This is a genomic window from Labrys okinawensis, from assembly GCF_002982075.1.
Taxonomy (GTDB): domain Bacteria; phylum Pseudomonadota; class Alphaproteobacteria; order Rhizobiales; family Labraceae; genus Labrys; species Labrys okinawensis_A.
In genome coordinates this window covers 20,643-32,486 of record NZ_PUEJ01000009.1, presented here as the reverse complement: position 1 = coordinate 32,486, position 11,844 = coordinate 20,643, and the positions used below count along the sequence as shown (strand labels likewise).

Annotated in this window: 11 protein-coding genes; 8 read left to right on the top strand and 3 right to left on the bottom strand. The window is 65.1% G+C overall.

Annotated elements, in window-relative coordinates:
- Nucleotides 1-120: 120 nt before the first annotated feature.
- From C5L14_RS22140 to C5L14_RS22130, 3 genes are all read left to right on the top strand, one after another.
- Nucleotides 121-651, top strand: coding sequence for a L,D-transpeptidase family protein (locus tag C5L14_RS22140; RefSeq protein ID WP_105864258.1), 531 nt, complete (start codon nt 121-123; stop codon nt 649-651).
- 51 nt (nt 652-702) lie between these two features.
- The gene (locus C5L14_RS22135; RefSeq protein WP_105864257.1) at nt 703-1,146 is read left to right on the top strand and encodes a hypothetical protein; all 444 of its coding nucleotides are present in this window, start codon (nt 703-705) and stop codon (nt 1,144-1,146) included.
- Nucleotides 1,147-1,219: 73 nt separating this feature from the next.
- A complete protein-coding gene (locus C5L14_RS22130; protein WP_105864256.1) occupies nt 1,220-2,077 on the top strand; it encodes a lysozyme inhibitor LprI family protein in 858 nt (285 codons plus the stop codon).
- 204 nt (nt 2,078-2,281) lie between these two features.
- Here C5L14_RS22130 and C5L14_RS22125 read toward each other — a convergent pair whose 3' ends face one another.
- The gene (locus tag C5L14_RS22125; RefSeq protein WP_105864255.1) at nt 2,282-2,944 is read right to left on the bottom strand and encodes a YggS family pyridoxal phosphate-dependent enzyme; all 663 of its coding nucleotides are present in this window, start codon (nt 2,942-2,944) and stop codon (nt 2,282-2,284) included.
- Between the two features lie 142 nt (nt 2,945-3,086).
- On the opposite strand from C5L14_RS22125, the gene C5L14_RS22120 reads away from it, so the two are divergent.
- Entirely contained in the window at nt 3,087-3,896 is an 810-nt protein-coding gene (locus C5L14_RS22120) for a hypothetical protein (RefSeq protein WP_105864254.1), read from the top strand.
- A 170-nt stretch (nt 3,897-4,066) separates the two neighbouring features.
- Here the strand turns inward: C5L14_RS22120 and C5L14_RS22115 are convergent, their stop codons facing one another.
- The gene (locus tag C5L14_RS22115; RefSeq protein WP_105864253.1) at nt 4,067-5,185 is read right to left on the bottom strand and encodes a vWA domain-containing protein; all 1,119 of its coding nucleotides are present in this window, start codon (nt 5,183-5,185) and stop codon (nt 4,067-4,069) included.
- A gap of 271 nt (nt 5,186-5,456) precedes the next feature.
- On the opposite strand from C5L14_RS22115, the gene C5L14_RS22110 reads away from it, so the two are divergent.
- The 4 genes from C5L14_RS22110 (at nt 5,457) to holA (ending at nt 11,006) form a co-directional block, all read left to right on the top strand.
- The gene (locus C5L14_RS22110; RefSeq protein ID WP_105864252.1) at nt 5,457-6,548 is read left to right on the top strand and encodes a nucleoside hydrolase; all 1,092 of its coding nucleotides are present in this window, start codon (nt 5,457-5,459) and stop codon (nt 6,546-6,548) included.
- 270 nt (nt 6,549-6,818) lie between these two features.
- Nucleotides 6,819-9,446: a leucine--tRNA ligase gene (leuS, locus tag C5L14_RS22105; protein WP_105864251.1), complete on the top strand. Its 2,628-nt coding sequence runs from the start codon at nt 6,819-6,821 to the stop codon at nt 9,444-9,446.
- Nucleotides 9,433-9,963, top strand: coding sequence for an LPS assembly lipoprotein LptE (gene lptE, locus C5L14_RS22100; RefSeq protein WP_105864250.1), 531 nt, complete (start codon nt 9,433-9,435; stop codon nt 9,961-9,963). The genes leuS and lptE overlap by 14 nt, the downstream gene beginning before the upstream one ends.
- Nucleotides 9,964-9,977: 14 nt before the next feature.
- Nucleotides 9,978-11,006: a DNA polymerase III subunit delta gene (holA, locus tag C5L14_RS22095; protein ID WP_105864249.1), complete on the top strand. Its 1,029-nt coding sequence runs from the start codon at nt 9,978-9,980 to the stop codon at nt 11,004-11,006.
- Between the two features lie 71 nt (nt 11,007-11,077).
- On the opposite strand, the gene C5L14_RS22090 is transcribed toward holA, so the two are convergent.
- The gene (locus tag C5L14_RS22090; RefSeq protein WP_181161293.1) at nt 11,078-11,815 is read right to left on the bottom strand and encodes a LolA family protein; all 738 of its coding nucleotides are present in this window, start codon (nt 11,813-11,815) and stop codon (nt 11,078-11,080) included.
- Nucleotides 11,816-11,844 lie beyond the last annotated feature (29 nt).

Genomic DNA, 11,844 nt, shown 5'->3' with positions numbered 1-11,844 from the left:
CCGACAAATCGCAAAACGCCCTAGCGCTCTATCGCATTATGACGGCGTGCGCCATGATTTGTGAATCACGGGACTGCACTTTCGACAGGGATTTGCGGTGAAAAAATTGGAAGTCGGCCTTTGAAGCGCAAGATTGATCTCATTCGCGTGCAGGCATCCCCCTTGTCGCGCAGCCGCGGCCGCCTGACGGTGGGCGGGGTTTCCTACCCTTGCGTGCTGGGCCGCAGCGGCGTCGCGGCCACCAAGCGCGAGGGGGACGGCGTCACGCCCCGGGCCGCGCTGCCGCTCCGCGGCTTGTTCCAGCGGCTGGACCGCGCGCCCCGCATTCCCAGCCAGCTGGCCTTCCGCGCCATCCGTCCGCAGGATGCCTGGTGCGACGACGTCTGCGACCGGCGCTACAACACGCTGATCCAGCGCCCCCTGGACCAGAACGCGGAGGAGAGGCTGACGCGCGGCGACCGGCTCTATGACGTGATCGTGCCGCTCGGCTGGAACGATGCGCCGATCGTCAAAGGGCGGGGCAGCGCCATCTTCTGGCATGTCTCGCGCGAGAACAACGCGCCGACCGCCGGCTGCGTCGCCGTGGCGCCGGCGGTGTTCCGCAAGGTGCTGCCGAGATTGTCGCGCCATGCCGTGATGATCATCGACTGACGAGTGTCCGCCGCGCGATGCCTGCGGGATATTTCAGAGCAAGGATTATTGATGAAGCAGATCATTTTCGCCGCAGCCGGCTGTGCGATTGCCGCCATGGCCTTCGCCGATGCGACGGCGGCCATGAGCATTCAGGACGCCGCCGGCACCTATGTCCGCCGGCAGAACGGCGAAGCCACGCTCGTCGTCAAGCGCAGCGGCGAGCATTGGCGGGTAAGCGCCGCCATCGGCGGCGTTCCGAACGGCGGGGCGACGGTTGCCGATTGCGGCTTCATTGCCGAGGGCTCGATCACGGGCGGCGCCTTCGACGGCAAGGTTACCCGGGTCAACATCGTGGCCGGCCTCGACGAAGAGGGCGAAGCGGCCAAACCCGGCCTCGGCTTCGCCTTCTCGCTCGGCAATGGCACGATCACGGTTCGCGGCGCCGATGCGGCAGCCATCTGCGGCGGCGAGGGCAGCGTGATAGACGGCATCTACAAGCGCAGCAGCCGCTGACATCTGCGCTCTGCCGCCCGCTTTGCTCCCGATTCCGCTGCCCCTCCTTCGTCCTTACCCTGGAACATCCGCAATGAAACGCCTGGCTTTCGGCATAGCCGCCCTCATCGTATTCCACGCCTTGCCCGCCCACGCCATCGATTGCAGGAAGGCCTCGACCTCGATCGAACGTCGCATCTGCGCCGACAAAGCGTTGCGGCAGGCTGACGCCGCCATGGGCGCTGCCTATGCCAGGATCCTGAAGGCCAGCCAGGATCCCGAGATCCGCGCCATGCTGATCGAGAGCCAGAAACACTGGCTGGCGCGGCGGGATCTTCGCCTCGACCAGGAGGACGGGGCGGAAAACGCCGACGATTCCGACGCGGAAGCGCCTAGGAACAATCTGCTCGCGGCGATCGAGGCGCGCACCGCCGATCTGACCGACGTCTCCAAGACCGATCCCAAGCTGCCGCGCCTGATCGAGATCGCAAACAAGCAGCGCCGGTTCAACGCCCAGTTCACCGGCGGCCCCTTCGCGGGCTACCGGGCGGATTGCGACTTTCTTCCGAGCGGCAACGAGCAGATCTACACCTGCCTGGGAACGCGCAGCTACCAGAACAAGGACCGGGTCTGCTCCGTGACGACCGACTTCGCCACCAATGCGCTCTACACGACCCAGACGGTGGCCGACGTCGTGGATGGCAAGCTCAAGACCATCGCGACCTGCGGCGACGAGAACGGCAACAGCCCCTGTCCCGGCGGCGAGCCCTCCGCCGACCGGCGTTGGACCCTCCAGCCGGCCGCAACCGTCAATGCCAGCGGCACGAGCACGCCGCCATCCAAAATCAGCGCCGATCTCGGTGAAGATGAAGACAGCCCCTGGCTGCGCGCCTGCCTGACCGACAAGAGCTATCCCCTCGCCGATCCTGCCAGCGACGGCAGCAAGAAATAGCGGTCCCACATCTCCCAACGAAGCATTATCGCAATAAGATCAACGGACTATGTCGGACCTGCCATTCCCGGCGCCGCTGCAAGCGGCGGAAAGGGAATCCAGGGGTTAAAGGGATATATGCGTGGCCCCCCGGGTCCCCTTCCCGGAGCCAAAGGCTCCGCCGGGGATGACATGCGCGATTTCCCGAAAAGCCCGGAAAAGGGCTCAGCGCGTCCCGAAGATGGCGCTGCCCACCCGCACATGGGTGGCGCCGACCTCGATAGCCGTCTCGAAATCGCTCGACATGCCCATCGAGAGCAGCGAAAGCCCGTTGCGGGCGGCGATCTTGGCAAGCAGGGCGAAATGCGGCCCGGGTGACTGCTCGAACGGGGGGATGCACATCAGCCCGTCGATGGCGAGGCCGTAGTCATCCCGACAGGCCGCAATGAAGGCGTCGGCCTCCTGGGGGGCGACACCGGCCTTCTGGGCTTCCTCGCCGGTGTTGACCTGCACCAGCAGGCGCGGCGCCCTGCCTTGCCTGGCGATTTCCTTGGCGAGTGCCTGTGCCACCGAGGGGCGATCGACCGTATGGATCACGTCGAACAGGGCCACCGCTTCCTTGGCCTTGTTGGACTGTAGCGGGCCAATGAGGTGCAGCTCGACATCGGGATAGGCAGCCTTGAGATCAGGCCATTTGCCCTGCGCCTCCTGCACGCGGTTCTCACCAAAGACCCGCTGGCCCGCGGCAAGCACGGGCTCGATCGCTTCCGGCCCGAAGGTCTTGGAAACGGCGACCAGGGTCACCGAGCCGGCGGGGCGCAGCGCATCGGCTTCAGCGCGGGCAATGGCAAGGCGAACCTCTGCAAGGCGGGCTGGAGCATCGGACATGGCATGACTTCCAGAGAATGGCGAAAGGGCGAAACAGGCCTCCGACATAATAGGACAGGCGGGCCATGGCTACCGGAACCTCGCCGGGCCGTGCTAAAAGCCCTGCATCCATGGATGAGGGTTGCGTAGGGAGGGCAGGCCGATGACGCGGTTCGAGGCGGCCAAATCGATCTTGGCAAGACGGCATATCTTGGCACGAAGCACCCTGGCGGCGCTCCTGATCTGCGGCATGGGTCAGGCCGCTTCCGCCGTCGATATCGGCCCGACCACGATATCCGTGCCGGTCTTCGGCATCCCACTCGACATTCCGATCCAGGCCTCCCTCGACAGCAAGAACGAGAGCGACGGCGTCAGCCTCGACCTTGCCGTCACCGGCGACCTGAAATCGCTGCAGGACAATGCCCTGGCGATCGCCCGCAAATTACCGTTTCCCGAGGATGCCTGCGCCCGCAAGGGCCCCAATCTCGTGGTCAACTCCATCGACAGCGCCCATATTCGGGCCGAAGGCGAGACGGCGGTGATCGACGTCGCAGGCAAGGTGACGGCCTGGGGCTGCGCCAAGGTGCTGGGGCAGAAGATCAAGACCAAGATCGCCACCGACAGGATCGCCATCACCATCCCTGTCGAGCTCTACATTCCGACGCCGCGCCAGGTCGCCCTGCGGGTGAAGGGAGAAGCCACGATCAAGACCGGCGATCCCGAGATCACGGAGATCGCGACAGCCCTGCTCGGCAATCTCAACCAGCGCTTCACTGTCGCCGTGGCCAAGGCTCTCGACGAGGACAAGGCCCGGGCCTCCGTGCCGGCGATACCGGGCCTCGACGTCAAGATCCAGCAGGCCGTGTTCGCCCAGGACCAGGACAAGCTACTGGTCAAGGCCAGGGCCGACGGCCACGCCACTGCCGCTGCCTTCCAGAGCCTGATCGGGCTGGCAGCCAAGAAGGCGCCGTAAGCATTGCCTGGAAGTAACTGAAGCACCGCCCTTGCATGCCCGGCCTGCCCCGGGCATCCAGCGCCGCCGCCTTCATTATCCGAAAAGGGGGCGGATATCTGGGCCAGGCCCGGCAATGACAATAGCCGGGCCAATTCAATTCATGTGTCCACGGCCGAACCTAGGCCGCCTCAAAGCTGCTGCTTGAGCGTTTCCTGCACGGCCGAATCGAAGGAATCGGCTGTCTTTCTCCCCGCTTTGGCGCGCTCGGCCGCCACGAAGGCATCACGCTTGCGATTGATCTCGGCGAGCTTCTCCTGCAGCCCCTTTCGCTTGGCGAGCTGTTCTTCGACATAGGCCTTGCGCTCGGCCTCGGACTTGCCTTGCAGCACCTTGGGCAGCGCTGAAAGGGCAACCTTGTCGAGGCTCTGGCGGCCATTGGCGATGTCGGCGGTGAGATCCCCCTCGCCGGTCACGACCTCCTTGGGCCCGGCCTTCTTGCTGTAGAAGCTGGAATTGTCGACCTGCGCCGGTGCCGGAGCCTGCTTGCGCAGGTCCATCTTGTTGCGGACGGCCTGCTGCCTTTCGCCATCGCCATAGGGCAGCACGGTGTCGTCGAGCGATTGCTGCAGCTGCAGGATGTCCTCGTCATAGGGAGTGGGGATTTCGACGATCTGCCCGCCATCCTGGGGGATCGGCAAATAGCGGCCATTGCCGCGGCGGGCGATGTCCTGCCAGATCTGGCGGGTGTCGCCGGCATCGCCGGCCTGGACCGTGTTGACCACGATGCCCTTGGCCACGGCCGCCTTGACGACTTCGGGATAACGCGGCGCGTTCGGATAATCCATGTGCGGCGGCGCATCTCCCACCAGGAAGATGATTTTGCGGGTCTGTCCGCCGCTGTCCCATTGCAGGCTGCGGACAGCCTTGTCCAACGCTTCGTTCACGGATTCGGGCGTGTCGCCGCCGCCATCGGCGGTGTATTGAACCAGATCGCCATAAAGCCCCTGGATGTCGCCGGTGAGGGCATGGACGTCGGTGACATAGGCATCGCCGCGGTCGCGATAGCCGATCAGGGCCATGCGGATCTCGGCGTCCGGATTGGCATCGACGATGGCGTTGGCGATCGACCAGATCTTGCGCTTGGCGCCATCGATCAGGCTCGCCATCGAGCCGGTGGTGTCGAGCACGAAGGCAACCTCGACGCGCGGGCGCGGCTGCGGCTCCGAGGCCGCTTGGGCAGGCAGGATCGGCGCGGCGAGCGCCAGCAGGCTGGCCGTCGCAAAAGCGAGGCGAAGAGCGGATTTCACGGCGTATCTCCCGGGCGTTCTACAATCGAGTCGCGATACGCCAAGCTCCCCGCCGATGATGGCAAAGTCGGGCTATGGCTGTGGCGCAAGCACGGCGAAGCACCCGTCCGCCCATCTTCTGTTTCGCACGGAACACACCGCGCCGGCCCGGTTTGGCGCATGCCGGCTTGCCATCCCCTGTCACAGGTTCGAAGGTGGGCTCGCCGCCGCTCGAGCGGCATGGCCCGCCATTCTTCAGGCGAGGCCAGACATTGAGGAGAGGAAATTTTCGATGAAACGATTGATGGCGGCCGTCCTGCTGGCCGCGGGCGCGTTCCTGGCTTCGCCCGCCAATGCGGCGCCGGAGAAAGTCATTCTCGACACGGATTTCTCGACGATTGGCGATGACGGCCAGGTGCTGATCATGGCGGCCCAGCTGCAGAAGGACAAGGCGATCGACCTTCTGGGCATCACCGTGGTCACCGGCAATGACTGGCTGAAACAGGAAGTCGCGGATGCCTTGCGCGCCGTCGAGCGCCTGGGCATCGAGGACAGGGTCGGCGTCTATGCCGGCGCGAACCTGCCTCTCGTCCACGACCCCAGGAGCTTCGAGCATGAACGGGCCCTGTTCGGCTTCGGGGAGAGCTACAAGACCTCGTTCCATCGCCCGCAGCCGAGGGATGAAGACTTGATCGCGCCGCCGGATGGCTTCGCCAGTAAGGCCAAGCCGCGCAAGGAAGACGCCGTCGACTTCATCGTGGATACGGTCAAGGCCAATCCGCACGAGGTCTCTTTGCTGGTGATCGGCCCGGCCACCAACATCGCCCTGGCGATCCGCAAGAACCCGGAAATCGTGCCTTTGATCAAGCGCATCGTCTACATGGCCGGCGCGGTCGACGTGAAGGGCAACACCACGCCCGCCGCCGAGATGAATGTCTGGATCGATCCGGAAGCCGCCCGCATCGTCATGCGCGAGCCGATCGAGCAAGCCCTCATTCCCCTCGATGTCACCGACATCACCCAGATCGCCAAGCCCGAGTTCGATCGCCTCACCGCGGGCGACGGCCCGATCCAGAAACTCTTCCGGGACAGCTGGATGGCCAAGAAATTCGCCAAGGATAGCAAGGCCAAGGCCAGCGTGTTCGACACGCTCGCCCTCGCCTATCTGGTCGATCCCGGCTTTGCCACCAAGGTCGAGGATCTCTATATCGACGTCGACGTGGCGTTCGGACCGGGCTATGGCCGCACGCTCGGCTATTGGCAGAAACAACCGACGGACCTCCTGCAGAAGGTGAAAGTCGTCAAGCAGTTCGACAACAAGCGCTTCTTCGATTTCTACGTCGATCTCCTGACCCGTCCTGTGCCGGTCAAGCCGGCACCCTAGGCGCGGGCCGCCTTACGACATTTGACGGGCCCAGGCCTAACGCTGCAGTGCCGGTCTCCGGACCGGCACACCTGGAAACGGCGCGCTGGCCGACACGAATGCCGGTCTGGAGACCGGCACACCGGGTTTCGGCCGTTTCGCCCGCGAAAAACCGGTCATCTTCAGGCCTTGGAAAGGAGACGAGGCTAGCTTTGCACCGCCACGCCCGCTAAAAGCGGCGCTTCCAATGTCACTCATTGAGTGACGTCTCAACGCTGAGTTCCCTTCCCCATGACCACCGAGCGCTATAACGCCCGCGACGCCGAGCCCAGATGGCAGAAGATCTGGGCCGACCAGGCGATCTTCGAAACCAGGAATGAGGATCCGCGTCCGCGCTACTACGTGCTCGAGATGTTCCCCTATCCCTCCGGGCGCATCCATATGGGCCATGTGCGCAACTACACCATGGGCGACGTGGTGGCGCGCTATCGCCGGGCCAAGGGCTTCAACGTGCTGCACCCGATGGGCTGGGACGCCTTCGGCATGCCGGCCGAGAATGCCGCGATGCAGAACAAGACGCATCCGGCCAAATGGACCTATGCCAATATCGACACCATGCGCGGCCAGCTCAAATCGATGGGCCTGTCGCTGGATTGGAGTCGCGAGATCGCGACCTGCGATCCCTCCTATTATCGCCACCAGCAGGCGATGTTCCTGGACTTCCTGGCGGCGGGCCTGGTCGAGCGCAAGGTTTCCAAGGTCAATTGGGATCCGGTCGACCATACGGTGCTGGCCAATGAGCAGGTGATCGACGGCCGCGGCTGGCGCTCGGGCGCCCTGGTCGAGCAGCGCGAGCTGACCCAGTGGTTCTTCAAGATCACCGACTATTCGCAAGACCTGCTCTCGGCGCTGGACACGCTGGATCGCTGGCCGGAGAAAGTCCGGCTGATGCAGAAGAACTGGATCGGCCGCTCCGAAGGCCTGCAGGTGCGCTTCGAACTCGACGCGGCCACGGCGCCGCAGGGCGAGAACGAACTGCTGATCTACACCACCCGCCCCGACACGCTGTTCGGCGCCAAGTTCATGGCGATTGCGGCCGATCACCCGCTCGCCAAGGCTGCCGCCGCGAACGATCCGGACCTGGCTGCCTTCATCGAGGAGGTCAGGCGCACGGGCACCTCGGCAGCCGTGATCGAAACAGCCGAGAAGAAGGGCTTCGACACCGGCATCCGTGCCGTGCACCCCTTCGACCCGGACTGGAAGCTGCCTGTTTACGTCGCCAATTTCGTGCTGATGGACTACGGCACGGGCGCCATCTTCGGCTGCCCGGCCCATGACCAGCGCGACCTCGACTTCGTCAATGCCTATGGCCTGGGCAATACGCCGGTGGTGTGTCCGCCCGACCAGGATCCGGCCAGCTTCGTGATCACCGACACCGCCTATGACGGCGAAGGGCGGATGATCAATTCGCGTTTCCTCGACGGCATGACCATCGAGCAGGCCAAGGAAGAAGTGGCCCGCCGACTGGAAGGCCGGACGCGCGGCAATGCGCCCGTGGCCGAGCGCAAGGTCAATTTCCGCCTGCGAGACTGGGGTATCTCGCGCCAGCGTTATTGGGGCTGCCCGATCCCGGTGATCCATTGCGAGGTCTGCGGGGTGGTGCCGGTGCCCAAGAAGGACCTGCCAGTCCGGCTGCCCGACGACGTCACCTTCGATCGGCCCGGCAATCCGCTCGACCATCATCCGACCTGGCGCCATGTCGACTGCCCGCAATGCGGCAAGCCTGCGCGCCGCGAGACGGACACGATGGACACCTTCGTCGATTCTTCCTGGTATTTCGCGCGCTTCACCGATCCGTGGATCGAGACGGCGCCGACGGTGCGCAAGGAAGCCGATGCCTGGCTGCCGGTCGACCAGTATATCGGCGGCATCGAGCACGCCATCCTGCATCTGCTCTATAGCCGCTTCTTCGTGCGCGCCATGAAGAAGACCGGCCATGTCGGCCTGGACGAGCCCTTCAAGGGCCTGTTCACCCAGGGCATGGTGGTGCACGAGACCTATCGCGCTGGTAACGGCGAATGGGTGGTGCCGGCCGACGTGCGCATCGAGGGCGACGGCGCCGAGCGCCGCGCCTTCAACAACCGCACGGGCGAGCCCGTCGAGATCGGCTCGATCGAGAAGATGTCGAAGTCGAAGAAGAATGTCGTCGACCCCGACGACATCATCGCCGACTATGGCGCCGACACCGCCCGCTGGTTCATGCTGTCGGACTCGCCGCCCGAGCGCGACGTGATCTGGACCGAGGACGGCGTCCAGGGCGCCGGCCGCTTCGTGCAGCGCATCTGGCGCATCGTCAACGAGATCGCCGCACATGCGGCCGCTGCCGCGGGCCCCGCCGCAAGCGAGGACGACGTCCTCGCCGTGCGCAAGGCGGCACACCGGGCCCTGGCAGCCGTCGAAGGCGACATCGAACGCCTCGGCTTCAACCGCTGCGTGGCGCATATCTACACGCTGGTGAACAGCCTCGGGCGTGCGCTGGACGGCTGCAAGAGCGGCGAGGCGGTGCCTGCCAATCTCGCCGCCGCGCTGAAGGAAGCCGGGGTCATGCTGGTGCAGCTGATCGCGCCGATGATGCCCCATCTGGCCGAGGAATGCTGGAGCGTGCTGGGCTGTCAGGGCCTGGTGGCTCAGGCCCCCTGGCCGGTGGCCGATCCCGCTCTGCTGGAGGACGACACCGTCACCCTGCCGGTGCAGTTCAACGGCAAGAAGCGGGCCGATCTTACGGTGCCGAAAACGGCATCGCCAAAGGAAGTCGAAGCTGCCACACTGGCGAACGAAACCGTCCAGCGCGTGCTGGAAGGGCGCGCTCCCAAAAAGATCATCGTGGTGCCGGGAAGGATTGTGAATGTCGTCGTCTAACCAGACCTCGCGCCGCAGCGCATTGTTCGCCCTCGCCCTTCTTCCGGCCGTGATGCTGGGCGGCTGCTTCCGTCCGATGCTTGCCGACCCCGGCGATGGCTCGCCCGGGCTGAAGAACAGGCTCGCCGCCATTGCCATCGATCCGGTCGACGACCGCGTCGGCCAGCAGGTGCGCAATCGTCTGTCGTTCAACCTCACGGGCGGCGCCGAGGCTCCGCCGCCGCGCTACCGGCTGGTGCTTGCGACGTCGTCCTCCTCCGATTCGGCCCTTGTCGACGCGCTGAACGCCACGCCGCAGATCGACACCGTGACGCTGACGACCGACTACACGCTGCTCGATCCAGCCACCGGCAAGATCCTGCTCAAGGCGAAGAACTTCACGCGCAAATCCTATAATTCCGGCCTGCAGCGTTTCGCTACCGTGCGTGCGCGGCGTGATGCGGAGAACGACGCGGCCGACGTCATGGCCGACCAGATCCGCCTGAGGTTGGCGACTTGGCTTGCCAACCATCCCTGATGGCTGATTGACCCATGGCCTCCATCGAACGGCGCGCCGTCGATGCCTTCATCAAGAAACCGGACGCTCATTTCGCGGTAATCCTGGTCTATGGGCCGGATACCGGCTTGGTGAGCGAACGCGTCCGTGCGCTGGTGGCAGCCTCCGTAGACGATGTCGAGGACCCCTTTCAACTGGTTCGCCTCGACGGCGACGAGATCAGCGGCGACCCGGCCCGCTTGGCCGACGAAGTCTTCACCATTCCCTTGTTCGGAGGGCGCCGCGCCGTACGCCTGCGCGCCGGCAGCCGCAATATCGTGCCGACGGTCGAGCCCGTGCTCGCCAACCCGCCGACAGCCTGCCGGGTAGTGATCGAGGCAGGCGATCTCAAGAAGAATCATGCCCTGGTCTCCCTGGTGGAGAAATCGCGCGCCGGTGCGGTGATCGCCTGCTTTGGCGACGAAAGCGCCAATATCGGCCAGATCATCGCCGAGGAAGTCGCCAATGCCGGCCTCACCATCGCGCCCGAAGCCCGCGAGACGCTGGCCGGGCTTCTCGGCGGCGATCGCCTGGCGACCCGAAGCGAGCTGAGGAAACTCACGCTCTACGCCCACGGCGCCGGGCGCATCGAGCTCAGCGACGTCGAGGCCGTGGTGGGCGATGCCAGTGCGCTCGCCACCGACGAGATCATCGATGCGGCCTTTTCCGGCCGAGCCGACCTGCTCGACCTGACCCTGGCCAAGGCTTGGAACGAAGGGGTCAACACCTCGCAGCTGGCGGGGACCGCCCTGCGTCATGCCCTCCTGCTTCATCGCCTGAGGGGAGAGGTGGAGAAGGGCCGTCCTGCCGCGGCCGTCGTCGATTCCATGGGCATGCAGGTGCATTTTCGCCGCAGGGCAGGCGTGTCGGCCCAGCTCTCGGCCCTGACGATGGCGAGGCTCGACCGCATCGTGGCCGATCTGTCGGAAGCCGTGCTCGAAGCCCGCCGCAATGCCACCCTGGGGCAGGCGATCGTCGCGCGTGCCTTGATGCGGATCGCTTTGATGGCCAAGGCCCGGCGGTAGCTCGGAGCGCCATCCCCATTCGTGGCGAGATGCCGGCGATGCCGCAGATCGGGCGCCCTGCTCCGGCCCCGTTACTTCAGGATCTTGGTCTGGTCGATATAGAAGATCTTGTCCGGCAGCTGCAGCTTGCGGTCGATGCCGGAGATCGTCACCGTGGTGTCATAGCCCTGCGGATCGGTGACGGTCCACTGCTTCAGCTCGTAATTCGGCGCCGGAAATGTCAGCTGAATGCGGGACTTGCCGCCGCTGGCGGCCGAGCCTTCCTCCAGGATGACGCTGATGCCGGCCGGCTCGTTGCCGACGGCCAGGACCTTGGAATCCTCGATCAGGTCGAGCCTGCTGGCCAGCAGGAAGCGCAGCGGCGTCTGCTTGATGAAATAAAGGTCCTGGGTATTGAGCTTGCGGTTGCGCACCGCCACCGAGGTACCGTCGGCCAGGAGTTGCAGCGAAGACGGCGGGTCATAGTCGAAACGCATGCGCCCGGGCTTGGAGACCCAGAACTTGCCGGTGATCCGCTTGCCGTCAGAGCCGACCTGCACGAAATTGCCGGAGAAGAACTTGATATTGTTGAAATAGCTGTCGACCCGGTCGAGCGTCGCCTTGTCGGCCGGGCTCAGCGCCTTGGGATTGACGCGATGGGTGTCGATTTCCAGCGGCTGATTGGCGGCGACCAAGTCGGCCGGCGGCAACGCATCCGCGGGAGCAGGCGCCGTTTCGGCGGGTGGTGTGCCTGCCTCGTTCTGCGCATAGGCGGTGCCGGCCAGCAAGGACAGGCTCAGGGCGACGAGAACGGTACGGGCAAAAGGCATTGCAAACTCCGAAGCGGCCGATCTGCGGG

Bases quoted from the DNA above. Each gene is read 5' to 3' on its own strand.
- lptE (WP_105864250.1), top strand. From the start codon at position 9,433: ATGTCGTCGTCTAACCAGACCTCGCGCCGCAGCGCATTGTTCGCCCTC.
- C5L14_RS22120 (WP_105864254.1), top strand. From the start codon at position 3,087: ATGACGCGGTTCGAGGCGGCCAAATCGATCTTGGCAAGACGGCATATC.
- C5L14_RS22125 (WP_105864255.1), bottom strand. From the start codon at position 2,944: ATGTCCGATGCTCCAGCCCGCCTTGCAGAGGTTCGCCTTGCCATTGCC.
- C5L14_RS22090 (WP_181161293.1), bottom strand. From the start codon at position 11,815: ATGCCTTTTGCCCGTACCGTTCTCGTCGCCCTGAGCCTGTCCTTGCTG.
- C5L14_RS22130 (WP_105864256.1), top strand. From the start codon at position 1,220: ATGAAACGCCTGGCTTTCGGCATAGCCGCCCTCATCGTATTCCACGCC.
- holA (WP_105864249.1), top strand. From the start codon at position 9,978: ATGGCCTCCATCGAACGGCGCGCCGTCGATGCCTTCATCAAGAAACCG.
- C5L14_RS22135 (WP_105864257.1), top strand. From the start codon at position 703: ATGAAGCAGATCATTTTCGCCGCAGCCGGCTGTGCGATTGCCGCCATG.
- leuS (WP_105864251.1), top strand. From the start codon at position 6,819: ATGACCACCGAGCGCTATAACGCCCGCGACGCCGAGCCCAGATGGCAG.
- C5L14_RS22110 (WP_105864252.1), top strand. From the start codon at position 5,457: ATGAAACGATTGATGGCGGCCGTCCTGCTGGCCGCGGGCGCGTTCCTG.